The organism is Desulfotomaculum defluvii (genome assembly GCF_054657375.1).
The window spans coordinates 1,499,696-1,524,618 of record NZ_BAAHYV010000007.1 but is presented as its reverse complement, the minus strand read 5'-3'; the positions used below and the strand labels follow the sequence as shown (position 1 = coordinate 1,524,618).

20 protein-coding genes and 1 pseudogene are annotated in these 24,923 nt (G+C 39.9%); 14 read left to right on the top strand and 7 right to left on the bottom strand.

Going from position 1 to position 24,923, the window contains the following annotated elements; all coding sequences use genetic code 11:
- Nucleotides 1–20: 20 nt before the first annotated feature.
- Nucleotides 21–974: a LysM peptidoglycan-binding domain-containing protein gene (locus ACYQ03_RS14505; protein ID WP_459910634.1), complete on the bottom strand. Its 954-nt coding sequence runs from the start codon at nucleotides 972–974 to the stop codon at nucleotides 21–23.
- A gap of 435 nt (nucleotides 975–1,409) precedes the next feature.
- Here ACYQ03_RS14505 and ACYQ03_RS14500 point away from each other — a divergent pair, with 435 nt between their 5' ends.
- The 6 genes from ACYQ03_RS14500 to ACYQ03_RS14475 all read left to right on the top strand — a co-directional run bounded on the left by ACYQ03_RS14500 (nucleotide 1,410) and on the right by ACYQ03_RS14475 (nucleotide 10,675).
- Entirely contained in the window at nucleotides 1,410–1,757 is a 348-nt protein-coding gene (locus ACYQ03_RS14500) for a hypothetical protein (protein ID WP_459910633.1), read from the top strand.
- 143 nt (nucleotides 1,758–1,900) lie between these two features.
- On the top strand, nucleotides 1,901–5,368 hold the full coding sequence (gene addB, locus ACYQ03_RS14495) for a helicase-exonuclease AddAB subunit AddB (RefSeq protein ID WP_459910632.1): 3,468 nt from the start codon (nucleotides 1,901–1,903) through the stop codon (nucleotides 5,366–5,368).
- Nucleotides 5,361–9,086 carry a helicase-exonuclease AddAB subunit AddA gene (gene addA, locus ACYQ03_RS14490; protein WP_459910631.1) on the top strand — a complete coding sequence of 1,242 codons (3,726 nt, stop codon included), beginning with the start codon at nucleotides 5,361–5,363 and terminating at the stop codon, nucleotides 9,084–9,086. The genes addB and addA overlap by 8 nt, the downstream gene beginning before the upstream one ends.
- A gap of 208 nt (nucleotides 9,087–9,294) precedes the next feature.
- On the top strand, nucleotides 9,295–9,420 hold the full coding sequence (locus ACYQ03_RS14485; RefSeq protein ID WP_459910630.1) for a hypothetical protein: 126 nt from the start codon (nucleotides 9,295–9,297) through the stop codon (nucleotides 9,418–9,420).
- A gap of 221 nt (nucleotides 9,421–9,641) precedes the next feature.
- Nucleotides 9,642–10,484: an SPFH domain-containing protein gene (locus tag ACYQ03_RS14480; RefSeq protein ID WP_459910629.1), complete on the top strand. Its 843-nt coding sequence runs from the start codon at nucleotides 9,642–9,644 to the stop codon at nucleotides 10,482–10,484.
- A gap of 11 nt (nucleotides 10,485–10,495) precedes the next feature.
- A complete protein-coding gene (locus ACYQ03_RS14475; RefSeq protein WP_459910628.1) occupies nucleotides 10,496–10,675 on the top strand; it encodes a type II toxin-antitoxin system antitoxin in 180 nt (59 codons plus the stop codon).
- Nucleotides 10,676–10,804: 129 nt separating this feature from the next.
- On the opposite strand, the gene ACYQ03_RS14470 is transcribed toward ACYQ03_RS14475, so the two are convergent.
- The 4 genes from ACYQ03_RS14470 to ACYQ03_RS14455 all read right to left on the bottom strand — a co-directional run bounded on the left by ACYQ03_RS14470 (nucleotide 10,805) and on the right by ACYQ03_RS14455 (nucleotide 13,055).
- Nucleotides 10,805–11,092, bottom strand: coding sequence for a hypothetical protein (locus ACYQ03_RS14470; RefSeq protein WP_459910627.1), 288 nt, complete (start codon nucleotides 11,090–11,092; stop codon nucleotides 10,805–10,807).
- A 66-nt stretch (nucleotides 11,093–11,158) separates the two neighbouring features.
- Nucleotides 11,159–11,818: an ABC-2 transporter permease gene (locus ACYQ03_RS14465; protein ID WP_459910626.1), complete on the bottom strand. Its 660-nt coding sequence runs from the start codon at nucleotides 11,816–11,818 to the stop codon at nucleotides 11,159–11,161.
- Complete coding sequence (locus ACYQ03_RS14460; RefSeq protein WP_459910625.1) at nucleotides 11,811–12,677, bottom strand: ABC transporter ATP-binding protein; 867 nt, start codon at nucleotides 12,675–12,677, stop codon at nucleotides 11,811–11,813. The genes ACYQ03_RS14465 and ACYQ03_RS14460 overlap by 8 nt, the downstream gene beginning before the upstream one ends.
- Nucleotides 12,678–13,055, bottom strand: a complete 378-nt coding sequence (locus ACYQ03_RS14455; RefSeq protein ID WP_459910624.1) for a GntR family transcriptional regulator — start codon at nucleotides 13,053–13,055, stop codon at nucleotides 12,678–12,680.
- Between the two features lie 135 nt (nucleotides 13,056–13,190).
- Between ACYQ03_RS14455 and ACYQ03_RS14450 the strand changes: the two genes are divergently transcribed.
- Complete coding sequence (locus tag ACYQ03_RS14450) at nucleotides 13,191–14,069, top strand: YitT family protein (RefSeq protein ID WP_459910623.1); 879 nt, start codon at nucleotides 13,191–13,193, stop codon at nucleotides 14,067–14,069.
- Between the two features lie 93 nt (nucleotides 14,070–14,162).
- Here the strand turns inward: ACYQ03_RS14450 and ACYQ03_RS14445 are convergent, their stop codons facing one another.
- Together ACYQ03_RS14445 and ACYQ03_RS14440 are read right to left on the bottom strand one after the other, a co-directional pair.
- Nucleotides 14,163–14,609 carry a hypothetical protein gene (locus ACYQ03_RS14445; RefSeq protein WP_459910622.1) on the bottom strand — a complete coding sequence of 149 codons (447 nt, stop codon included), beginning with the start codon at nucleotides 14,607–14,609 and terminating at the stop codon, nucleotides 14,163–14,165.
- A 57-nt stretch (nucleotides 14,610–14,666) separates the two neighbouring features.
- Complete coding sequence (locus ACYQ03_RS14440; protein ID WP_459910621.1) at nucleotides 14,667–14,942, bottom strand: hypothetical protein; 276 nt, start codon at nucleotides 14,940–14,942, stop codon at nucleotides 14,667–14,669.
- Between the two features lie 153 nt (nucleotides 14,943–15,095).
- Here ACYQ03_RS14440 and ACYQ03_RS14435 point away from each other — a divergent pair, with 153 nt between their 5' ends.
- From ACYQ03_RS14435 to ACYQ03_RS14405, 7 genes and pseudogenes are all read left to right on the top strand, one after another.
- The gene (locus tag ACYQ03_RS14435) at nucleotides 15,096–15,932 is read left to right on the top strand and encodes an AAA family ATPase (RefSeq protein ID WP_459910620.1); all 837 of its coding nucleotides are present in this window, start codon (nucleotides 15,096–15,098) and stop codon (nucleotides 15,930–15,932) included.
- 35 nt (nucleotides 15,933–15,967) lie between these two features.
- A complete protein-coding gene (locus ACYQ03_RS14430) occupies nucleotides 15,968–17,767 on the top strand; it encodes a vWA domain-containing protein (RefSeq protein ID WP_459910619.1) in 1,800 nt (599 codons plus the stop codon).
- 386 nt (nucleotides 17,768–18,153) lie between these two features.
- On the top strand, nucleotides 18,154–19,521 hold the full coding sequence (locus ACYQ03_RS14425) for a hypothetical protein (RefSeq protein ID WP_459910618.1): 1,368 nt from the start codon (nucleotides 18,154–18,156) through the stop codon (nucleotides 19,519–19,521).
- Between the two features lie 146 nt (nucleotides 19,522–19,667).
- Complete coding sequence (locus ACYQ03_RS14420; RefSeq protein WP_459910617.1) at nucleotides 19,668–20,948, top strand: sulfite exporter TauE/SafE family protein; 1,281 nt, start codon at nucleotides 19,668–19,670, stop codon at nucleotides 20,946–20,948.
- The gene (locus ACYQ03_RS14415; RefSeq protein WP_459910616.1) at nucleotides 20,948–21,664 is read left to right on the top strand and encodes a hypothetical protein; all 717 of its coding nucleotides are present in this window, start codon (nucleotides 20,948–20,950) and stop codon (nucleotides 21,662–21,664) included. Before ACYQ03_RS14420 ends, ACYQ03_RS14415 begins: the two co-directional genes overlap by 1 nt.
- Nucleotides 21,665–22,106: 442 nt before the next feature.
- A pseudogene (locus ACYQ03_RS18405) lies at nucleotides 22,107–22,229 on the top strand (hypothetical protein); the annotation flags it as partial.
- Nucleotides 22,230–23,626: 1,397 nt separating this feature from the next.
- Nucleotides 23,627–24,922: a sulfite exporter TauE/SafE family protein gene (locus ACYQ03_RS14405; RefSeq protein ID WP_459910615.1), complete on the top strand. Its 1,296-nt coding sequence runs from the start codon at nucleotides 23,627–23,629 to the stop codon at nucleotides 24,920–24,922.
- Nucleotide 24,923: the final 1 nt, after the last annotated feature.

Sequence of the window (24,923 nt, the reverse complement as noted above, 5' to 3'; positions counted from 1 at the left end):
AAAAAGCGGCAGGTGCCGCTTTATTTTTCTGTTGCTTTCTCCAGTGCATCATAATGTTGTTGTACATAACTTTGGGATACTCCACTGCCGTGGGGCTTGCTGTTGTGCAAATACATATCAAAATGCCCGGTAACTTCATTATCTTTTATGTTTTCTATGGTTGTATGGGGCATGCCCGAGAGGGAAGCTGCAATATCTTTGCCATCTATATGAATGCAAACTGGCCTTGGGGTCCAAGTCCAAGAGTTAAAAAGGCTTAACATTGTATCAGTGTCCTCTTTAGTCAGGGGCTCCACATCACAGTGGTTGCTCCCTCCTAGCACTTGCAACCTTAATGTTTTACCTGATGCAGTATCGGTGACAGTAAAGCTACGATTGGGTTTTAGTATATTGATTCCTTCATCAAACCAATCAACTGATTGGCCATAACGGGTTGAGGAGTTGTCTAATAAGGAATCGGAACGGTTAACATCCCCACCCCGGGAAACGCTATCTCTTAACATTATCGTTTGCCCTGCATAGATAAGATCTCCCTCCAGGTTATTCAACTGACGCAGGTTTTCAATGCTAAGACCATGTATTTGTGCGATAGTGCCTAAGGTATCACCTGGCTGTACCTTATATATGGTGTTATTAGGCCGATATGCTGTAGTAGAGGGAAGTTTTTCCTGGCTAACCACCGTAGATGCTGTAGATTCTGTAGGAAGCCAGCTAATAGTTTGGGTTGTTTTTAGATTCTGGGTGGGTTGTTGCTGAATGTTTGAAGTTTCACCGATACTAAGGACTTGTCCCACTGAAAGGAGGTCATTGTTTAAATTGTTTATAGATTTTATTTTCTCTACACTTATATTATATTTCTTAGATATTTGCCAAAGGGAATCCCCTTCTTTTACGGTATAATCAGATGCAAAGGCAGGGCCGGCACTTAACAATAGGGAAATTAATAATCCTGGCAATAGATGTTTTCTTGACATTTTTGCGATCTCCTTAAGCTAATAATTCTACATAAACAATCCAATTTTATCAATTACTACCATTTTACCTGTAATAACTTGTTAGTTCAATAAGAAAAAAGTATGATTCTGCATTATTATTAGTAAAAGGATATATTGCTCTTAACAGGATTTTCTTTGCCGGGGTTAGAAATATTATTGATAAGCAAAAAGGGGCTAAAGCTCTGCCATCAGCTTTGGGAGCCTGACAGAGGGTCATAGTATAGGTTTTTAGTGCAAGTTTTGCTTAGGGGTTTATAACTTACCTAGGCCTTGATCTTTTTTGAAAAACTAAACCCACCGAATTAGCACCCTTCGCTGATGCAATATCCCCTACACACACCTTGTGTTTCATCACTGGTTTGTGACGTAGGTTATGCGTTTAATACAAAAAATTAATAAGACAGGTGATTAACAATGAGTAAAAATAAAATTCGTAAAAACCTCACGGATGAGGAGATGTTTGCTGGTTACAAGGAAGAAGTTACTTTTGAAAATACCTGGGAGGATACGGTTGTTCATAGGCCCAAAATCAAATCAGTTAAGAAAGAATCCGAAAATGAAGGCTTTTGTTCATTTTTTACGCCTGAACTTCAGGAACAGATAGGCAAAGCCCTGTTGGAACTTAAGGTTGAACTTTATAAACAGGGAATAATTGATTACCGCTTAGAAGTAAGTCGGGAAGGCAACTCGGTGATACTTACGGCGGTAAATGCAGTGGGGAAAAAGAAAAAAACCGATAAGGGTAATACAAAGGGAAAATAAGAATGGCTGCTGGCTTAGGCTGGCAGTTATTTTTCTTCTGCTAAGACACTTTTTAACAGCAAGGCCAATCTACAAAGGAAAAGGGATTTATTCAAACAGGCACGAATTTGAAAAGAGAGAGTTTTACGAAGGAGGAACCTGTTGTGAGCCTTCGCTTTATCATTGGCAGAGCAGGCAGTGGCAAGAGTCACAGTTGTTTGACAGAGGTGCGGCAGAAGTTAAGAGAAAACCAAGGGGAAAGTCCCATTATTCTGTTGGTACCAGAGCAAGCCACTTTTCAATATGAGTATATGTTAGCAACGACCCCGGAACTGAAGGGGATGATACGGGCTCAGGTATTGAGTTTTCGCCGCTTGGCTTATCGGGTAATGCAGGAAATGGGTGGTGCTGCTAGGGCCCATATTGGTGAGTTAGGCAAAAAAATGGCACTTCGACGGATTCTCGAGCAGCGTAAATCGGAGTTGAAAATATTTCATCGGTCAGCTAAACAGCCTGGCTTTGCAGATAGTTTAGCCAGTACTTTATCTGAGTTAAAGCTCTATCGTATTGAACCACGGGACTTGAAAAAGGGAATACAACAGATGGAGTCGGATAAAGGCAATGCTATTTTAGATAAACTCCAGGATCTTAATCTGTTATATAACGATCTAGAAGAATTTTTAATGGGACGTTTTATAGATCCAGATGATTATTTGAACCTGCTGGCCCAACGACTTCAGGGTTCCCCTACGGTTCATGGGGCAGAAGTATACATAGACGGTTTTACTGGTTTTACACCTCAGGAATACAGAGTTATTGAGCAAATGTTAGGTACTGCAGCTAGAGTACATGTGGCACTTTGCTTTGATCCGATCTATCTGCAAGAAACCTGTGATGAATTAGAGTTATTTTATCCCACTGTGGAAACCTATCACATCCTTGGGGATATGGCCGCAGCTTTAAAAGTACCCATTGAAGCACCGGTCCTATGCAAAGGGGATACGCCAGTTCGTTTTGCTCAGAAACTAGCCATTGCCCATTTGGAAAAAAATTATTTTCGTCACCCACTGCAAGCAGGAGAAATATCTCAGGGAGTAAAACTGGTGGCCTGTGCCAACCGCCGGGCTGAGGTGGAGGCTGCGGCCAGGGAGATATTGCGACTGTGCCAGGAAGAGGGAATGAATTGGCGAGATATTGTGGTTATTCTTAGGGACTTAACCAATTACGGTGATCTCATAAATACAATTTTTAATGATCATGGCATACCGGTTTTCATTGATCAAAAGAGACAGGTACTTCATCATCCACTGGTAGAACTGATACGCAGCGCCCTAGAAGTAATTTATCAACAGTGGACCTATGATCCCATATTTCGATATTTAAAAACAGATCTGGTCCCAGTAAAAAGAAATGAATTGGACAGGCTGGAGAACTACGTTTTGTCCCACGGTATCCGGGGAAATCGTTGGATTGATAAACGAGATTGGACTTACCGCAAATACTATACCTTGGGTGAGGACCAGGATTTAAATGACCGTGAGGCAGAGGAACTGGCCCAGATTAATAGGATTCGTTATACAGCCATTGACCAGCTAAACTCTTTTCATCATAAAGTTACAAAATGCCGGAATGTAAGGGATATAACCACTGCCCTTTTTGAACTATTGGAATCACTGGCTGTGGCCGATCGCATGGAACGCTGGGCGGTAGAAGCAGAAAAAGAAGGTCGACTGATTGAAGCCAGAGAACATGCCCAGATTTGGAACAACGTGTCCCTGTTGTTGGATGAGGTTGTGGAGGCCATGGGGGATGAGGAACTCAGTCTAGAAGAATACTCTCAGGTATTGGAGGCAGGACTGGAGAGTTTAAAACTGGGGCTGATTCCACCTGGGCTAGATCAGGTTGTTGTAGGGACTTTGGAGCGTTCCAGGAACCCTAATGTAAAGGCTGCTCTGGTTCTGGGTATCAATGATGGTGTGTTACCGGCTAGGCCAGGGGAAGAGGGTCTATTTAATGATTATGAACGGGAAGCATTAAGGGAAATCGGCTTAAAATTAGCTCCCGGAGCTAAAAGAAAACTTTTTGATGAGCAATACTTGATCTATGTGGCCCTGACCCGGGCCAGTGATCAATTGTGGTTGAGTTATCCCCACGCCGATGACGAAGGGAAGGCCCTAAGGCCGTCCCAGGTCATCCAGCGAGTTAAAGAATTGTTGCCCCTATTACAGGAACATATTGTACCAGTGGAACCACCAGCCACAGGGGGGGATATGATTTTTATAGCCAGTCCTGGTAGGACCCTGTCTTATTTAGTGGCAATGTTAAGAGAAACTGTGGCAGGGCGTCAAGTGGATCCTGTGTGGCTGGATGTATATTCATGGTTTGTCCAACAACCCAAGTACAAGGATTTTTGTGGTAGGAGCTTGGCTGGTCTTTATCATGTAAATCAAGAAACTTCTCTGGCAGCGGGGCTTGGACGGAGATTGTATGGGAGTCGTTTAAGGGCCAGTGTCTCCCGTTTGGAACGGTTTACAACTTGTCCCTTTTCTCATTTTCTTTCCCATGGTTTAAAACTTGAGGAACGTGGACAGTTTAAGTTGGCTGCACCAGACTTAGGGCAGTTTTTCCATGCAGCCCTTAAACTATTTGCAGATCGGATAAAAGCATTGAATTTGGATTGGGGCCAATTATCTCGTAACCAGATTGTCACAATCACTGGTGAAATTGTTAATGAACTGGCACCTCAATTGCAAAATGAAATTCTTCTTAGTACCGCTCGGCATCGTTATTTAATTAAGAAGTTGAGAAGAACCCTGGAAAGGGCTGTGTATACCCTGACGGAACATGCCAGGAGAGGTATATTTAGGCCAATTGCAGTGGAAATTGGATTTGGCGAGAACGGTGAATTACCGGCAGTGCAATTGGAATTGGCCGACAATTGTAAAATGGAAATGGCAGGGCGCATTGACCGAATTGATAGCGCTTATGAAGGCGGACAGCACTATTTTTCCATTATTGATTACAAATCTGGTCAAACAGATATCAAACTGACGGATATTGTACATGGCTTAAAGCTACAGCTTCTTACCTATCTGGATGTGGCCCTTAGGCATGCCAAGCAACTGACTGAACATGATGCTTTGCCTGCTGGAATGCTTTACTTTAGTGTCCGAGATCCCTTTGTGATCACCTCTGGGCCCCTAACCGAAGAGGAAGCCGAAAAAAATCTTTTAAAACAACTTAAAATGAAAGGTTTGCTTTTGGCTGACCCGTTGGTGATTACCCAAATGGACCAAAGTATCAGTGGACAGTCGGATCTATTACCTGTGGGTTTGAAGAAAAATGGGGACTTTTATGCCAATTCTAAGGTTCTTACGACAGAGCAATTCAGTCTATTAAGAAATTACTTGGAGTATAAACTAAAGTCCATTGGTCTACAGATGGTTAACGGAGATATTAGCATAAGCCCCTACCAGAGGGGGAAAGAAAAGGCTTGCCGCTACTGTATCTTTAAAGCAGTATGTCAGTTTGATCCATTGCTGAAAGATAACCTGTTTCGACTGTTGGCGGATCACGAAGAGCAGGTTCTCTGGTCGCTGATAAAAGAAAGTCTGGGTGATAAGCATGAGTGATAAGAGATGGACCGATGAACAATTGGCGGCCATTACTACCCGTGATACTAACTTACTGGTGGCTGCAGCCGCTGGGGCTGGAAAAACGGCGGTTCTGGTGGAAAGAATTATACAGCTAATTACCGACACGCAAAGGCCAGTGGATGTGGACCAGCTTTTGATTGTTACCTTTACCAATGCTGCAGCGGCTGAAATGCGTGAACGAATTGGTCATGCTTTAAGCAAGGCACTAGAAGAAAATCCCTTTTCCAAACGATTGGCTAGGCAGTTAACCATGCTAAATCATGCGTCCATTACCACCCTGCACTCCTTCTGTCTAGATTTGTTACGTCGCTACTTCTACAAACTGGATTTAGACCCGGGTTTTCGGGTAGCCGATGAGGTGGAGGCAGAACTCCTACGATTGGATGTGTTGGAGGAACTATTGGAGGCCCGTTATAATCAAGAAGAGGCTGAAGCATTTGGGCTTCTGGTTGATAGTTACGGTGGACAGAGGGATGATGCTAGACTACAGGACTTAATCCTAGAATTGTATCGTTTTTCCAGCAGTCACCCCATGCCAGTACAATGGTTGAAGGGGCTGGCAGAAAACTATAGCATTGCCGAAGATAAGACCCTAGATGATTTACCTTGGGTAAATCATATCAAAAAATCAATTATTCAGGAGCTTAGGGGAGTATTAGGTCTGCTTAAGCAGGCTGACTGGTTGGCCAGACAGCCCGGAGGACCAGAACCCTATAGTAAAACCTTGGCGGCGGACATTATTAATATCGAACCTTTGGCCAATAGCTCTGCGTCTGTAAGTTGGGATAAGTTATATTGTTCTTTTATGAGTATTAAGTGGAGTAAGTTGAGTCCATGTCGGGGAGAAATTGATGATAACCTTAAAAACAAGTCCCAGGGTCTAAGAAATAAAGCCAAGGATAAATTTAACGACCTGTTAAATACTTATTTCTGTGCGGAGCCCTTAGTGATTTTAAAGGATTTACGTTCATTACAACCTCTCATTACGGAGTTAGCCAACCTAACCATTGAGTTCATGGAGCTTTACCGACAGAAAAAGCTGGCCAAGGGATTAGTTGATTTTGGAGATTTAGAGCATTACTGTCTGTCCATTCTACTTGACCCAAATAGCCCTGGGGGAGAACTTATACCCTCAGCGGTGGCCAGGGAACTACAACAACAATATGCCGAGGTGCTTGTGGATGAGTACCAAGATATTAACGCTGTTCAAGAGACTATTCTAAAACTGGTGTCCCAAATAGATAACCGGTTTATGGTGGGGGACGTTAAACAAAGTATCTACCGTTTTCGACTGGCAGAACCGAATTTGTTCCTCAGTAAGTCTGAGTTGTACGCCCACAGGGAGAGTACTGAGGGAACCAGAATAGGACTCAGTAAAAACTTTCGTAGTCGACTAGAGATTGTTCAGGCAGTAAACTTTATTTTCCGGCAAATTATGACCAAGGCTGCTGGTGAAATAGTTTATGATGAATTAGAGGAACTTCGTTGTGGTGCTGATTACCCACAGCAGGAGGGGTTAAATACAGCGGGTGGACCAGTGGAGGTTTATGTAATTGACCGTAAGCAAACACAAGAGGAAATGATTAGTACTGAATCACCTGAGGAAACAGAAGACGAGCAGGAGGATCTGGATAGCGATCAGGCTGAGGCAAGACTGATTGGTATGAGAATTTTAGATATGGTCAAGGGAAAGGATTTGGTGGGTCCAGAGTTTATGATCTGGGATAACGGGTTGGGTCAATATCGTCCGGTAAGCTATCGTGATATCGTAATTTTGCTTAGGGCCACAACAGGTCGTGCCAATACCTTTCTAGAGGAACTTAGGGTCATGGGTATTCCTACCTATGCCGAGTTGGGTACAGGTTATTTTGAAGCCGTGGAAATAGAAACCTTTCTGTCCTTGTTAAAAATCATTGACAACCCCAGGCAGGATGTTCCTTTGGCTGGAGTACTAAGATCTCCTATGGTGGGTCTTAGGGCAAGCGATCTGGCAGAAATACGCCTTTGCAGCAAGGAAGGAGATTTTTATGATGCTGTGCTGGCAGCAGCCAAGGGGGAGTTTGGTAATATATCAGTTACTTTAAGGAGATTCCTTGACCAACTGGAAGAGTGGCGCTCCCGGGCCAGACGGGGGTCACTGGCTGATTTAATTTGGCTGTTGTATCGGGAAACCGGCTACTATGATTATGTGGGAGGTATGATTGGAGGTACCCAACGTCAAGCAAATTTACGGGTGCTCTACCACCGAGCGCAGCAGTATGAAACTACCTCCTTCCGGGGACTGTTCCGTTTTCTACGTTTTGTGGAACGGCTTAAAGATGCAGGAAATGATTTAGGCTCTGCCAGATCATTGGGAGAGAATGAAGACGTAGTACGCATCATGAGTATACACAAAAGTAAAGGTCTAGAGTTTCCAGTTGTATTTATAGCAGGCCTGGGCAAACAATTTAACTTGATGGATTTAAATAAAGATATGCTCATGCATAAAGAACTTGGCCTAGGACCTCAGATTGTTCAACTGAGCCAGCGGGTTTCCTATCCTAGTTTACCAAAACTTCTGCTCAAACAGCAGATTCGTAAGGAGTCTGTGGCTGAGGAAATGAGGGTGCTGTATGTTGCTTTAACCAGGGCGAGGGAAAAATTAATTCTCGTGGGATCTGTGAGAGATTTGGACAAATCCTTAGAAAAATGGTGTGCTTCAGTAACTCAAGTTGGCTGGCCCTTACCAGATACCGAACTAATGGCTGCTAAAAGTTATTTAGATTGGCTTTGTCCGTCCATTGCCCGACACAGAAATGGGGATGGAATGAGGCAGTTAGTGCAGGTAGAAACACAGCCTCACCCTGAAGTAGCTGCAGATCCATCGGCTTGGAATTTAACCTTCCACTTAATGAAAGATATGCAAAAAAAACCCCAAGAAAATAGCGGGCCTGCCAATGAGTTTTTAGAAAGTATAAAAAATCTAAGGCCCTTTGAGAATAGGGGGTTTTCAGCAGAAATTGAGAGAAGGTTAAACTGGACTTATCCAAGGGCTTTGATCACCACTCGGCCAGCTAAAGCAGCTGTAACTGAGGTGAAACACAAGTTTGATGAATTGGCCAGGCAGGAAGAAGGAATTATGCCTTATAGACCCAAGATTACTGGGCGTCCCCGGTTTTTACAACAAGATAAAGGTCTAACGCCTGCCGAAAGGGGCTCAGCTATTCACTTGGTTATGCAACATGTTCCGTTAAATCAAGTACCAGATGAAAAGACCATTCAAGTACTGATACAAAACCTTATACAAAGAGAAATCCTTCTACCGGAGCAGGCTGCAGTAATTAACCCCTCTCATATTACCAGTTTTTTTGCCAGCACCGTTGGTCAAAGGGTATTGCAAGCCCCCAGGGTAGAACGAGAACTGCCCTTCAGTCTTGCTTTGCCAGCCACAGAGGTCTATCAAGAATTACCTACGGAGTATGCCCAAGAAATGGTGTTGGTACAGGGGGTAATTGATTGCCTGGTGGATGAAGGAGATGGTTTTTTACTGATTGATTATAAGTCCGATGCGGTATATCCAGGCCAAGATTCTCCGGTGAAGCGATACCAGGGACAAATCAACCTTTATACCCGGGCAGTGCAAGATATTTTGAAAAAACCAGTGAAGGATCGGGTAATCTATCTTTTTGACAATGGGGAAATTGTTTATTTATAGAGAGGGCCATCAGCCATGAGCCATGGGCCTTGAGCTTTATTTGCATGTTGTGCTTTAAGGGATTTTATCTCATGGCCCATGGCGCACGGCCCATGGCTCTTTTTACGTTATTGTCAAAAGGCCCTGGAAAAAAAGAATTTCCAGCATGAATCTCTTCTCGATGAGCATTACTAAATAAGGAGCATTACTAAATTGGGAGGTGATTCAGTTGCAAGACTTTGAAGATCTTGTTATACCAAAGTCCGACACTCTAGCCGGTCCCGGGTTGGTTCGTTTAAAGGATGTGCTGGATGATCAAACAAATCCGTTAGCAACTTTTAACGAAGAAGATTAAAATTTGTCAATTTTACGACAGGATTTATTCTATTTATAGCGAATATTCTTTATTGAACTTTTCCGGTTTAGCCAGTTATCACCTTTAATGAGGGAGACTGGCATTTTTTTGTTTTTCAAAACCATAAAATGCCAAGAAGATATCGGGGTTTTACACCTGTTTTTTTTGATACAAAAGTGATATCATATTAGTATCAAAACAATATATTTGGAGGCGATTAAATGACCGAAAAGAATGCTTTAAAAGTAAATGGATTTCTGGCTATTATAACTTTACTTGTTTTATTAGCAGGCGCCGTGTATTTCTTCCTAAATTTTCACTTTGTTATAGGAGCCTTTGTAATTTTTGCTTTCGTAATTTTAGCCAGTGGTATCCTTATCGTACAACCCAATCAGGCTAGGGCAGTCACCTTTTTTGGGCGCTATATGGGTAGTATTCGAGAGAATGGTATCTGGTTGACCATCCCCTTTTCCATTAATAAAAAGGTTTCCTTAAGGGTTAGAAACTTTAACAGTACAAAATTAAAGGTAAACGATGTAGAAGGTAACCCTATTGAAATTGCGGCTGTGGTGGTTTTTAAGGTAGTGGACTCAGCCAAAGCTTTGTTTGATGTTGAAAACTACGAACAATTTGTGGAGATACAAAGCGAAACTGCTTTGCGCCATGTGGCAACTAAATATCCCTATGACAATTTTGAAAATCAAGGCTATTCACTGCGTGGCAATACAGAAGAGATTGCTGCCGAATTAAGCAAAGAGTTACAAACGCGTCTGGACGTAGCAGGGGTTGAAGTCATGGAAGCCCGTTTGACACATCTGGCCTACGCTACTGAAATCGCCAGTGCAATGTTGCAGCGTCAGCAGGCCTCTGCCATAATCGCGGCCCGTCAAAAGATTGTAGAAGGGGCAGTGGGAATGGCACAAATGGCCATTGATAAGCTGCTTCAGGAAGGCACCGTAGAACTTGATGATGAACGTAAAGTTACCATGATAAACAATTTAATGGTGGCCATTGTTTCAGAAAAGTCAGCACAACCGGTTATTAATGCAGGAAGCCTATACTAGAAGGTGATAATGTGCCACCAAGAAAAAGTTTTCCCCTAAGAATTGATCCAAGACTACATGAGGCACTGGAAAAATGGGCTGCCGATGAACTGCGTAGTGTCAATGCACATATCGAATATCTGCTTAGAGAAGCAGTTAAGAAAGCTGGCAGACTACCAAAGAAAGAACCTAGAGCTAAAGATGAATCATAAAGAAGTGTCGCAAACTACTTTTCAGTAGTTTGCGACACTTCTTTTTATCAATGTAGGGAACGACCCGGGGGGGCGTTCCCTACATTATATCTACACAAGAACAGAATAATTATGCAACAGCCCCTTTTTCTATAACATTCCACCATGTTTCTCGATGATTTTTACGGCCAGCTCCAATTGATCTTGGTTTTTGGGCAAAATAAAAGGAACCGAATAATTATATTCCAAATCAGATAAGGTACCACCACTAAGATCAGGATGGATGGATTGGTCTAATAGCGCTGTGGGAAAGTTAGCATTTAATTCATTGATATAAGGAAGTTCAAATCCAGCTTGTTGTAGCTCCTGAGTTGCCTGTTCAGCGTTATTGATGGAAGCAAAGTAGCTCATAAGGTATCTTTCTGAAGTTCTAGCCATTTGCCTAACCTCCTGCTTAAATTTACTATATTATCTTCTTTTCAACCAGAGAATATGACAGGAATCCTAAATATCCCGATTATGATAAAACTTTAAGGATAGGGCAAGGGATACAGTTTGCATTAGCAAGATGAAACCCATGATTAGAGCAAAGATCTGGGGGTCTGATTTAGTTTGAAAAAAGTCTGCTATAACTTGGAACCAAGGAAGTTCTTGATGCTTATAAAGGAAATTAATAATGTTAGATATACCAAAGAAGATAGAAAAGAACAAGATTAGGTTAAGTAAGCGGGACTTAATATAGCCAAACTTAAAGTAAACCGGAAAGTAAATACTACTTAACAACCCGATAGCAAATAATCCGCCGGCTAAACCTTCTAAGGAAATTGGGTAAATTTTCATAGGTATACCTGTGAATGAAATAATAGGGGTAGTTAAACAATAGGCCACTGTTCCGATGGTGATATAAACAAGGATGGAGCAATATTTTGCCAGTACAATAGTTGATCTTTTAAGGGGTAGGCTGTTTAACATAACATCAGCTTTATTTTTTTCATCGTAGGCACAGGAGGTTAAAATGAACATATAGGTTAGGGCAGTTAGGGCTGTGGGAAACACAACCACTTCCGCTCCTTGCATAATTAGGGAAAAGAAGATAATGTAGATAAAACCTAAAAGGATAATTTTCTTCTGGATCAGTAGATCCTTTAAGATTAAGTTAATCATTTTCTAGCCCCCTTGTATAGTAGAGTAAAATATCTTCTAAGGTAGGTTTCTCCATGAGAACATAATCTCCAAAAAGTTTTATTGCTTGCTGGCGATCCCTAACTAAACCTTCAAATCCGAATTGGTTTTCTTTTATGCCAATAAAAAGCTTCCGCGTGTCATTATCCAATAATTCCTGGCCACCTTTGATAAGTCCATGGCTATCAAGGAGATTGTCTTTAGAAGTACTTAAAATAATTTGTCCATGATGGATAAGTGTAATATAATCAGCTATTTTGTCTAAATCGGAAGTTATGTGGGTAGAAAGAAAAACACCCTTATTTTCATCCTGAATAATATCTGTTAAGATTTCCAGAAGTTCATTGCGAACCACAGGATCCAAACCAGAGGTGGGTTCATCCATGATCAGAAGGTCGGCCTGATGGGATAAGGCAACTGCCAAGGAAAACTTCATTTTCATTCCTTTGGATAAATCTTTAATCTTTTGTTTTGGTGGTAAATTAAAATCAACTAGATATTTAGCAAAGGTACGGTCATCCCATTTTTTATATAAAGGGGCAATGATCTTTTTCATTTCTTGGATAGTCAGTTCCTCATAAAAATAATTTTCGTCAAATACAAAGCCAATTCTGTTTTTGATTTCTAGCTCATGCTGGATATTATCTAATCCAAATACTTTGATTTGGCCACTGTCTTTTCTAAGTAAATTCAAAATTAATTTAATAGTTGTACTTTTGCCAGCACCGTTAGGGCCAATGAAGCCCATGATATAACCTTTCTGCATAGAAAAATTGATGTTTTCTAAACGAAAACCTTGGAAGCTTTTGCTAAGATCTTTTACTTCTAAAATGGACTCCATCTACACTTCCCCCTCATAAAACAAACTAAGCATTTCCTGTAATTGATCAAGTGACAAAGGGATTGATTTTGCTGCAAGCACTGCTTCAATTAATTTTTCTTCGACAATCCTTAGCCGTTTTTCTTGTAGCAGTTCCTTATTCTCTGCAGCCACATAGGAACCTTTGCCCGGGACCGTTACAATATAACCTTCTTTTTCTAGCTCATCATAAGCTCGCTTGGTGGTAATGACACTAATCTGTAGCTCTTTGGCTAGGTTTCTGATGGAGGGCAAAGGTTCTGCCTCCACAAGTTTTCCTTTTATAATTAATTCTTTGATTTGTAAAACAATCTGTTCATAAATGGGTTGGTTAGAAGAATTCGATATAATAATCTTCATTTTGGACATCCCTTCAATGACTAATTGCACTGTATATATACACTATATACGGTATGCACAAAACTGTCAATAGAAGCAAAGGGAGGTTCTGCTGAAGTTTTGGGTTAAACTATACCTTAGACAAGAGGTGGTATTATGGGAAAAAATATAGATAAAGCAAAATTAAAACATGGAGCAATAATAATTACTAAAAAACTTTTAGGAGTAACCACAGGTGCTGTTATCATGGCAATAGCCTTTAATGCCTTGCTTATTCCTTACGGGTTGTTATCAGGGGGAGTAGGTGGGCTCGCTTTGATGGGGGAATATTTAATTAATTTACCTGTTTCCCTGGGCATATTTGTATTAAATATTCCTATTTTCCTTTGGGGATTAAGGGAGTTAAACAAAAAATTAATTATTTATAGCTTAGTAGGGACCTTTATTATGATTTTAGCCCTTCCCTTAACTAGACCATATATTAAAGCTCCACAAATAGATTTGTTTCTGGCAGCTATTTATGCAGGTGTGGTTGGTGGCCTAGGTGCAGGACTGGTCTTTCGGTTTGGTGCATCTACTGGTGGTGCTGATATTATCTCAATGGTCATGAAAAAAAAGAAAAATATTGGTGTAGGAACCTTTCTGTTCTATACCAATATTTCTGTATTAGCCTTTTTTATTTTTTTCTTTAGTCTAAAAATAGTAATGTATACCGCTATTTCTATGTGGGTAAGCGGTAAGATTACTGATTTTGTAATTGAAGGGATTAACCGTAATAAGTCGGTAACTATCATCTCTGATAAAAATGAAGATATCGCTAAGCGGATTATCGTAGAATTAAATCGGGGTGTTACCTTGTTAGATGGTCATGGTGGCTTTTCGGGAAGTTCTAAAAAGGTCATTACCTGTGTAGTTAACAATTTTGAGATTGGTAGGCTAAAGGAGATAGTAATCAATATTGATGAACTTGCCTTTATGTTCGTTACCGAAACAGCCGAAGTGACTGGCAAAGGATTTAGCGGCTTTAAGGGGTAATCATGCGACAGCGGGGACGGTTCTCGCTGTCGCAAAATATCTATTGATAAAAAAATGCGACAGCGAGAACCGTCCCCGCTGTCGCGTAAAGAGTTACTCTGGCCAGGATGCTTGAGGTGATTTGCTGAATTTTGCATCCCATATGACATGGAACTTTAGAGTATCATCTTCGCCAATTTCACCAGTAAATTTTTTGTTAGAAATCATGATGTCAAAGGAGTTATTTACATATTCATCAAAGAGTAGCTTACCTGCATCTTCCTTCCGAAAGGCAATGGGTAGACGTACACCGTTTTGCCATTTTACCAGCAGCAGGTACATATCAGATTCTGGATCGTAGGCCCAGCTCGGCGGGGAGTATTCACCGCCAGCTGCCTCCAGGGGATCTGTCCAAGCGGGGTGAACTAAGACCATAGTGGTACGGGCATACTCTTTACCATCATCTTCATAATTAAGATCTGCCCAAGCTCCGAAATCTGGACTGTAAGCTGCTCCGCCATATTCTTTAATAACATCAAACTTTTGTTCTTCCTGTGTCATAATTGACTCCTCCCAACTATCTTATACAAATATAGTCCTTTGGACATTATTCCCACCTTAAAATAATTCAATCTGTTCTGGCTTAGTTTTTGTTTTTTCCTCAAGTATTTCTTTGAGGTTAGGTCTTCCTTCCCTTAACCATAGATTATAGCCTTGGGATCGTAAAATTGTTTCCGGTTGTTTACCAGTTGTCATGCAGATAAACGTACCATCCAAGTGCCAGATATATAAAAATATCTTGTCAGCTGCTGCATTGACCTGAACTTTGGCCACGCACCACTGGCTTTTATATTTCCAATAGATGTATTGCTGGTCAATGCTTGCTATATCCACCCAGGTACCTCCAAAAAAGCAGTTCATAAACTCTTTCGCCAAAAACATAAAAAATCCTGTTTTTAGATAAACCTTGCATTTTTCTTACACTGAAGGGTATGTCTATAATATGTCGAAGCTAAATTAAACAAATAATTAGCTGGAGGGTTGGTAATGACAGCAGAACAGACATCTAAAGAACAATGGGGTATCAATATACAATTTTTACCTGATTTTTGGGTTGATACGGAGAAATTATCGGTTATTCAAGATCTGATGTTTTCGGGAATAAATGTTATGCTTACTGGGGATCCAGGTACTGGTAAAACCGAGCTTACTAAACGTTTGGCCCAGGCTCATAACCTGCCATTTCACCGGGTCAATGTAGGGGCCATTAGGACTCCCAGGGATTGGTTTGGTCATTGGGAGTTTATCGGTGGTCAAACGGTCTTTATTCAATCCGAATTTGTCAATGCCATTCAAAGACCTGGTGTGATTGCGCTAGATGAATTTAACCGAGTTACCCCAGATATTCATAATTCGATCTATACAATACTTGACCACAACCGGGAAGTTTATATTGAAGAAACCAAACAATACGTTGCTGTACATCCTATGTGTATTTTTGTGGCAACTGAAAACCGTGGCCGCAGCCATACAGGTACTTTTATGGAAGATACTGCGGTGGAAGATCGCTTTGAAACCATCAAATTAGAATTACCACCGATAGAGATTATGGCCGAATTACTGGTGAAGGTTTACGGAGTTAATGAAGAACAGGCTCTCTTGTTGGCTAGAATAACTCATAAACTAAACAGTCTTTACCATGAGGAAAGCCTTAGCCGTCCCACTGGATTTCGGCCGTCCATTGCAGCCGCTGCACTAATAAAAAGAGGCCAACCCCTTAATACTGCTCTCAAATATACCTTTGTCAATCGGTTCTCACCAGAGGGCGGTGTGGACAGTGAGCAAACTACGGTCTTACAAGTTATTCAAGCTTACCTGGGATAAAAAAACCAGCATAACCTCAAACTGGAGGTGATTAGGTGCAATATGAACATAATGTAGAACTCTGGCGTAACAAAAGTCTTTCAGATTTTTGGTTAACCGGCAGGGGATTAGATAATGACAAAAAGGGTAAGGGACAGACCTATGCCATGTTTAGCCATAAGCTGCTGGGATCAGAAGACATGGATGCACAAGCCATGGCTATGACCGCCATCCTAGGGGCAGTTTCCCGGGTAATTGATATTGTTCATGGTAAAAATAAATTTACCGTGAACTTTAGCTCCAAGGAATCTAGAACAGATTTTGCAGCAAAGAAAATTGCTTTAAGTGGGGAACCTCTATTTAATCCACCTCCAGGCTACATGATGCCGGATATCGTGGATGTTCTTACAGGCATGGCCCTTCATGAAGCGGCCCACGCCCAATTTAGTAAAACTGAGTACTATACAGAGATGCCTGGCAATTCCTTTATGGCAGTGATTCGCAATGTAGTTGAGGATGTTTATATCGAACAACTTACTTCCCTTTATTATCCAGGGTATGCAGGATACTTTTGGAAATACCGTCGTTATGAATTTGATCTGGATCGAACCAAATGGGAACACCAACCCCGTAAAAATTTAATGGAAAATGAATTAAACCTTCGGACAACTGAATTTTTGCTGGTTATGCGTTCCACTGGTAATTACGTCTCTAAGATAGCAAGAGTAAACCAAGTAGCAGATCTTCTAAAAAAATATATTTATATTGATAATCCTGCCAGATTAGAGAAATTAAATACCCGAACGGTAGCTAAAAGAATTTATGAAGAATTATTTGGTAACCTGATACAACATGATATTGCTTACTCTTTACCCAGTTCACTGTTGGATTACAACAATAAAGGAAAGCATCAGGCTGAACCAGGAAATAGCAATAATAGTAATAAAACAAATATACCCAGTGATTTACAAAATTTAATACAAAACATGCGTCAGGAGCAGTTACAGGTTGCCAACATGAGCGAACTCATGGAAGCTGGCTTGGATCCTGACTATCCGCCACCCCCTCCGCCAATGGTTGTTTTTAGAAGGCCTTTGTTAGATGAGGGAGCTGTTGAGAGATATGAACAAGCTAGGAGTGTTGTTAAACCTTTTGTAATCAGGTTAAGAAACCGTTTAAGCTGGGCCAACACGCGTCAGATTATCAACCAATATCAATTGCCCAGTGGAGAACTGGATGAAGATAGCCTTTATCAAGCTAGTTTTTCTAATCGAATATTTCGTCGTACAGAGGTTATTGACACCAGAACAAGGGATCTTGATATATGTCTTCTGGTGGATACCAGTGCTTCAATGGTCTATCCAGCCGGAGAAGGAATCTCAAGGGTTCAGTTGGCTCGGAATTTAGCAGCTCTTTTTTTAGAAGCTTTGGAACCTGTAAAGTCTGTTAAAACATGGGTTTTTGGATTTAATTTAAAAGGGGCTGTAAATCTTTATGAGCTATACTCTCCTAGCCTATCAAACAAAGTCAGATTAGGTGTTACCGGTGCTGAAGGTACCACGCCTGAGGGAACTGCGGTAAAATACGCTGCTCTAAGGATGATGTCTGAGGGACGACCCTTTGTGCAAAAGGTTTTAATCGTTATTGCCGACGGCAATCCAAATCCCGGTCCGGAAACTAGGTTGGTCAAAGAACAAGTTAAGAGGTTAAAGGCCTTAGGATGCAAAACTATCAGCATATTATTGGGGGACCGACCACCGGAGTATGGATATGAAAATATTATTCCCTGGACCGATTATTTTTCAGTTACCACTGAATTCGGTCGATTACTTAAAAAACTTGTGGAAGAAAATTAAAAACAGGCCTGTAGGAAATTACATTCCTGCAGGTCTGTTTTTGCTTCCTAAAAAAATGGTTTGTCAAACTTATTAAATAAAAGTTATCTTTCTAAACATTTATATCTCGATGATAATTTTGTTAATCTATCGGCTATTTTTACTTTACTTTACGTAATGACAAAAGAAAAATGTCATAGTACATTTAATCTAGGATTAAACGTTTTTTGCCGTGAAAAATCCACAAAACCAAAAAATTAATTCAAATTATTTATTAAAAAACACTTGAAATAAAAAAAACCTTTTGATAGCATAACCGCAAATAGAGTATGACAAGAGTAGCACACTTTACAAACTAAACTTTTACAAAACTAAAAAAAAGACCTGTAACACAGGGGGTGAAGTTTATGTTTTTTCGTAAAATTACCACCAGAAAAAATGGCAGGGAGTACGTATATGTAAAACTCATTGAAAATTACCGTCAAGAAGGTAAAGTAAAGCAGAGGGTTATTGCAAATTTTGGTAGTATGGAAAACCTATCTTCTGAACGGATTAATTATTTAATCGCTAGCCTTAGAAAACTACACAACGAAGTAAAGCAACCAGCCAATGTAGAGGTGCCTGTAAGACTTTCATCCAAAGTTAATGAGATTAAGGGGGTAATCGATCGATATAACATCAGGGAGCTAATGGTGCCTCTACTAGGTAGCAAAATGTATCAAATAGCTGAGTCAATACTAATAAAGACAATTATGGCTGGTGAAGCGAGGAAGCCTGTTCATGAGGTATGCAAAGGTTTAGGACTCGTAGATTCCACTAGCCTACAATTTTACAACACCATAAAAAGAATAGGGCATGATGATCTTAAAGATGCTTTTCTAAAACATAGGCTATTTATTACCAACGAAAATGAAAGTATTCACAATCCCATTGCCATTCATGTTTTTAAGAGTCAATTTGAAGGCCATTCCTTCGACGTTGACACTACCAATAACGTCTACCTTCCAGAGAACTATTGTAAAAATATTTACCTCTTGATGGCCATAGATTTCAGAGGGAATTTATTAGATTTTGAGTATGCTGAAGATAAAAAGGAATTATCTGAGTTGATATGTTCTTTAATTCACAGATTCAGAAAGAATATGTATGAGCAGATTATAGTTTTAGATGAGGAAGATTGTATAAATAGCTCTGCGGATTATATATTAGCGAAAAGAATTATGGAGAGTCCTGAACAATTGCCTGACAACAACAATGGGGTTAATATTATCAGATATAGCCAAATAAGTAACAGTAAAATTAAAGAAATAAAGGCAAAATTAGCTAAGGTAGCTGCAGGCCTAGAAAATATAAAGGCAGATGTCCTATTAGGAAAATTGTTAAAGGAGTCTGGAGTAAGGAAAAAAGCTGAGCAGATTATTAAAAGTAATCAAAGTGAAGAGTTAGTGTCCTATACCTTTAATGAAAGTACTCAGACATTTAACTATGAAATCAATGAGGAATTACTTATGCAGAAAAAAATATCAAAACAAAATGAACTTTGGGCCATTACCAATTTAGATTCTGTAATGACTCGTAGTTTTAATGAAATCCACCTTAAAACTAACCAGTTATATCAAATAACTGATCAGTTAAACATTCCACCCATTAACTTATACGTAGATTACCATTACTCACCAGAAATCATCTCAGGCCATATCCAGCTTGAGATAATAAAATCCCAAGTACAAAGCGCACTAGACGAAACTGTTCAGGGAGGTGATGATGTAAATTAATTTTGTCAATAAAAATCTACTTTATCAAGCTAATCTTATCATCTTTCGGAACAACAATCAATACTTAACGTAAAAAAATTGTCACTACGGTTTTGTTTTTTAAACACAAAATTTTTACAAAAACAATAACAAGGGGGTTACCAATTATGCGGGGTTTGTATGAAGCGTTAATGTCCGCATCCAGAGCCCATGCAAAATGGGAACTGGAAATGTCCAATAATATTATAAGGAACCGAAGACATTTACTAGTTTTAGCACTCATGATGCTTCCACTAATTATTCCTGCCATTGGTTTTGCTGCAGATTTACCCAGTTTTATCGGAGGCAAGAGTGCCTATGGGCCGTCCCACTATAACCCGATGATGTTCTACGGATCTATGGCAGTTGGTGTTTGCGCAGGCTTAATTACTGGCTGCATTGGTGCCGGCGGCGGATTTGTAATTACACCAGCCCTAATGAGTCTTGGTGTAAAGGGAATTCTGGCAGTTGGAACTGACCAGTTTCACATTTTTGCCAAGGCCATTATGGGTACTGTTATTCACAAAAAACTGGGTAACGTAAACGTACCCTTAGCCATTGCCTTTCTGGTGGGCTCCGGCCTAGGTGTTACCGCAGGGGGTACATTAAACCGCGCATTGTTTAATGCCAACCCTGTATTGAGTGATTTTATTATTAGTTTAATTTACGTAATCATGCTGGGCTTCCTAGGATTCTACTCAATGTATGATTTTATTAAAAATAAAGATACCAGTGGAGATGTACATGGTGGCCCAACTGGTACTACAAAATTAGCACAAAAGCTACAAAGTGTTAATCTTGCACCTATGGTTAAGTTTGACGAAGATCTTTGCCCAGGTGGTCGGAAAATTTCCGGTTGGTTTGTAGCTTTCTGTGGTGCCGTGGTTGGTTTTGCAGCTGCCATTATGGGTGTCGGCGGTGGTTTCCTGACCTTTCCTATGTTTGTATACGGCTTAGGTGTTTCTTCCTTTACCGCAGTGGGTACTGATATTCTACAAATTATCTTTACCGCTGGATATAGTTCCATCGCCCAGTACGCCATATACGGCTATATCTTCTATACCCTGGCAATGGGTATGCTGGTAGGTTCCTTATTGGGTATTCAGATTGGTGCAGCTACCACAAAGGTTGTTTCAGGTGTTTACATCCGTGCTTTCTATGCCATTGCCATCTTAGCTGGCTTTGTAAACAGAGCCTTTGCACTTCCTGAAAAAATGACTCAGATGGGGTATATCTCCATGAGTGCTGAAACCGGTAAGTTACTTTCTAATATCGGTGCTTGGATATTCTTTGGGCTAGTTCTGATCTTTGCCGGATGGATTATCTTAAACTTTATCCGTGGTCTCCCCACACTGAGGGCTGAAACTGCTAAAGCATCTTATGCTGATGGGAAAGGAGTGAGTCATTAATGATTAGAGATACAAAAGCATTTCTTATCGGGATTATTATGCTAGTATCTTTCATGGGGATATATGCCTACATGATGAGTCCGTCCTTTGGCAACGGCAGAAACGGTTTGGAATTTGCCGATGATATGTTTAATTCAATATCCAAAGGATCAGTTTATGATGTAATTCAGAGTGAAATTAGTAAAGATAAGCAGTGGAATGGTAACGTGATTGATGTAACATTAACATGTGCCGATGAGGCCCAGGCTGACAGTTGGTCCTCAGCCCTACAGATGGTAGTTGGAGCCGAAGTTAATAGAGACAAGGAAAAGATCACCTTTAAGGGAGACTTCGGGGCATTGCTGGCCAATATTTCAGAAGACTGTACCAACATGTTCAATAATAACGGCGATGTGGTAAAACAAAAGTATAAAGCAGATCCAAGGGAAGTTACTAACCAATGGTATAACATTACCAAAGCAATGGTTAAAAACTTGGAAAAACAAGAAAGATTTAAAGAATCCATTGCCATACAACAATACCAGAAAAAAGTTATTGAGCCAGCCTATAATTATTACGGAGTAGATGCCAAACAAGTGGCCGATAACAAGGGTATTATGACCTTTATGATGTTATTCTATCTGGTATACACGATTTGGTATGGCTTCTCCATCTACTTTCTCTGCCAGGGCTTTGGCATTACCATGAGTAAATCTGCTAATAAGCAAGAAGGATAGTATTAAGCAAAAACCACACTCTGATGAAGGGTGTGGTTTTTGCTGTGCATATTTTTTAAAATAACTTTGGCATTAAAAAAGCTCAATTATATAGAGTGTTAAACAGTTTTTTGTCAATACTTTTTTGCGTTTTTACATAAAACAATGTTAATTTACCCTGTGAAAGATTTATAAAAGAAGATCAAATAAAAATTACCCCCGGTTTATCCTTATTTAGAAATGACAAAAAAATTTTGTCGTCTCACTGTAATCAATATTACAAGTAAATTTTGTAGGGATAAACCTAAAATATTCTTTATTTTGTGCAAAAAAGATCTTGCGTTTAAAAAACCTATTTGTTACTATTTGCACAAGTTAAAAGACAAAAATTAGTTAGTTAGAAAAATGCTTTTAAACTTATAAAAGGCTTTTGGATAAGTAACATCAAGTGGGAGGTGAGAGTGTGTTTTTTCGAAAAATTACTACCAAGAAAAACGGTAAGGAATATGTGTATATAAAGCTAATAGAAAACTACCGTAGCAACGGGAAAATTAAACAACGAGTTGTGGCCAATTTTGGTAGTGTAGATAACCTTACACCCGACAGAATAAATGATTTAATTATAAGTTTAAAAAAGCTTCATAAAGATGTAGAGCCCCAGGATCAAAATAAAAGGTTGTTTAACGAAGTAAATAAAAAAATCCCTGCAGCTTTAGAACAGATTACAAACTCTCAATTGATGAAAACCCTAGGCAAAAGCCTAAACCCTAAGCAATATCAACTGGTAGAAGCCATGGTTACGAAAATAATGGTGGCATCGGAAATCAATATTTCTATTCAGGATTTTTGTAAGGAAATGGGGTTAATTAAAGCAAATGGCATTGAATTTTATAATGCACTAAAAATCCTTAGCCAAGATAGTACCAAGGAAACAATATTCTTAATGACTTCCCCTAAAAATAAAGCAATTTTTATTCATCTAGTACAGAGTGTTTTTAATGGAACATCCTTTGAAATGGATATAGAAGGTAGCATGTTATTACGCCAAAACTATAAAAAGCCATTTATTCTACTGCTTGTATGTGACGAAGATAGCAAGCCTCTAAGCTTTGAAGTTGTCGAAGATGTGACAAAGTTAACAGAACACTTATCAATATTAGTTAAACATTTGAAGAATGTTACGGAGAGGGATATTGTTGTTCTAGATTTAGAGAGGCAACTTTCTGATGAAGGAACTGATTATGTAGTAGCAAGACCAATCCAGGATACAAACAGTAATACAGCTAGTAGTGACAAGATTTACTTTGAAACAACCAGGTCCGAACCCCAAAATGAAGAGAGAGTTAAGGAGATTAGAGCCAATTTGGCTAAAGTTACTGCAGGATTAGAGAATATAAAAGCAGATATTTTATTAGGTAAACTTAGTAGAGAATCGGCTGTAAGAAAAAGAGTAGATTCTGTTATAAAAACAAATGGATTTTACGACATGGTAAATTACCAATATCATGAGGCAACTCATTCATTTGAATACCAGATTAAGCATGCTGTATTGAAGGAAAAAACAATTTCCATTATCACGAACAACTGGGCAGCAGACAAGAATAAGTTTAACAAGGGTTTGGGAGTCAAAAAGATAAACATTAAAACAGAACCGTTTCAGACCTTTAATGATCAATTAGTTATGCCACCCATTAATATGTATGTAGAGTACCATTACTCAACGGAAATAATCTCCAGCCATGTGGCACTGGAGATTATAAAGAATCATATAAGCATGCTTTAAAAAAGCAAATTAGTTGGGGGGTGATACCAAAAAACAAAAAAGTTTTATTAGCACATTTTCATTTCAAATTGAATTTTAGCACATTATTTTGAACTGATCAATACTTCGTAGGCAGAATCTGCTGAAAATTTGTCATCACAAATTAGTGTACTGAAGCACCTTTTCACTCTAAAAAATTATGTTTGAAGGGAGTTGTCTACATGAGGGGATTATACGAGGCTCTAATGAGTGCCTCCAGGGCCCATGCAAGATGGGAAATCGAAATGTCTAATAACATAATTCGAAGCAGAAAACATTTATTAATTTTACTTTTAATGACTTTGCCTATAATTATTCCAGCCATTGGTCATGCAGCAGATTTACCTTCCTTTTTAGGTGGAAAAAGCTCCTATGGACCATCTTATTTTACTCCGACAATGTTTTATGGTTCTATGGCGGTGGGAGTTTGTGCTGGTCTGATTACTGGTTGTATCGGTGCTGGTGGTGGCTTTGTTATCACGCCTGCCCTAATGAGTTTAGGTGTAAAGGGTATTCTGGCTGTAGGTACCGACCAGTTCCACATATTTGCCAAGGCGATTATGGGTACGGTTATTCATAATAAATTAGGCAATGTTAACGTAAAGCTGGCCATTGCTTTCTTAGTTGGTTCTGGTATCGGTGTTACCGGAGGAGGTACTCTCAACCGTGCATTATTTAATGCGAACCCGGTAATGAGCGATTTTATTATCAGTACCATTTATGCGATTATCTTAGGCTTCTTGGGCTGCTACTCCATGTATGATTTTCTTAAATCCAGAGGCCAAGCAAATCAAGCAAAGAACGATGATGTACACGGTGGTCCGACAGGATTAACAGCTTTAGCAAAAAAATTGCAGAGTATAAATCTTGCCCCAATGATTAAATTTGATGAAGACATTACTCCGGGAGGTCGAAGGATTTCTGGTTGGTTTGTAGGACTGTGTGGCCTCGTCACTGGTTTTCTAGCATCTATTATGGGTGTAGGCGGCGGATTTGTTACCTTCCCAATGTTTGTATATGGTCTCGGTGTTTCCTCCTTTACCACAGTAGGAACAGACATTTTACAGATTATTTTTACTGCTGGTTATAGTTCCATTACTCAATATGCTATCTATGGTTATATCTTCTATACCTTGGCGATGGGTATGCTGGTTGGTTCCTTACTAGGCATTCAAATCGGGGCGGTTACCACTAAAGTAGTTCCCGGTATGCACATCAGAGCCTTCTACGCCATCGCAATTATGGCTGGTTTTGTCAACAGAGCCTTTGCCATGCCAGAGAAAATGGGCCAAATGGGTTATATCGGCATCTCCAAGGAAACAGGTGCATTAATTAATAACATTGGAAGTTGGATCTTTTTCGGATTGCTTATACTCTTTGCTGGCTGGATTATCATAAGCTTTATTAAAGGACTTCCTACTTTACGTGCTGAGACTGCTAAAGCCTCTTTATCCGATGGGAAAGGAGTGAGCCAATAAT

What these genes read in the sequence shown, in the direction of transcription:
- ACYQ03_RS14505 (WP_459910634.1), bottom strand. Translation starts at nt 974, where the DNA reads ATGTCAAGAAAACATCTATTGCCAGGATTATTAATTTCCCTATTGTTA.
- ACYQ03_RS14500 (WP_459910633.1), top strand. Translation starts at nt 1,410, where the DNA reads ATGAGTAAAAATAAAATTCGTAAAAACCTCACGGATGAGGAGATGTTT.
- addA (WP_459910631.1), top strand. Translation starts at nt 5,361, where the DNA reads ATGAGTGATAAGAGATGGACCGATGAACAATTGGCGGCCATTACTACC.
- ACYQ03_RS14480 (WP_459910629.1), top strand. Translation starts at nt 9,642, where the DNA reads ATGACCGAAAAGAATGCTTTAAAAGTAAATGGATTTCTGGCTATTATA.
- ACYQ03_RS14470 (WP_459910627.1), bottom strand. Translation starts at nt 11,092, where the DNA reads ATGGCTAGAACTTCAGAAAGATACCTTATGAGCTACTTTGCTTCCATC.
- ACYQ03_RS14465 (WP_459910626.1), bottom strand. Translation starts at nt 11,818, where the DNA reads ATGATTAACTTAATCTTAAAGGATCTACTGATCCAGAAGAAAATTATC.
- ACYQ03_RS14460 (WP_459910625.1), bottom strand. Translation starts at nt 12,677, where the DNA reads ATGGAGTCCATTTTAGAAGTAAAAGATCTTAGCAAAAGCTTCCAAGGT.
- ACYQ03_RS14455 (WP_459910624.1), bottom strand. Translation starts at nt 13,055, where the DNA reads ATGAAGATTATTATATCGAATTCTTCTAACCAACCCATTTATGAACAG.
- ACYQ03_RS14450 (WP_459910623.1), top strand. Translation starts at nt 13,191, where the DNA reads ATGGGAAAAAATATAGATAAAGCAAAATTAAAACATGGAGCAATAATA.
- ACYQ03_RS14445 (WP_459910622.1), bottom strand. Translation starts at nt 14,609, where the DNA reads ATGACACAGGAAGAACAAAAGTTTGATGTTATTAAAGAATATGGCGGA.
- ACYQ03_RS14435 (WP_459910620.1), top strand. Translation starts at nt 15,096, where the DNA reads ATGACAGCAGAACAGACATCTAAAGAACAATGGGGTATCAATATACAA.
- ACYQ03_RS14425 (WP_459910618.1), top strand. Translation starts at nt 18,154, where the DNA reads ATGTTTTTTCGTAAAATTACCACCAGAAAAAATGGCAGGGAGTACGTA.
- ACYQ03_RS14420 (WP_459910617.1), top strand. Translation starts at nt 19,668, where the DNA reads ATGCGGGGTTTGTATGAAGCGTTAATGTCCGCATCCAGAGCCCATGCA.
- ACYQ03_RS14415 (WP_459910616.1), top strand. Translation starts at nt 20,948, where the DNA reads ATGATTAGAGATACAAAAGCATTTCTTATCGGGATTATTATGCTAGTA.
- ACYQ03_RS14405 (WP_459910615.1), top strand. Translation starts at nt 23,627, where the DNA reads ATGAGGGGATTATACGAGGCTCTAATGAGTGCCTCCAGGGCCCATGCA.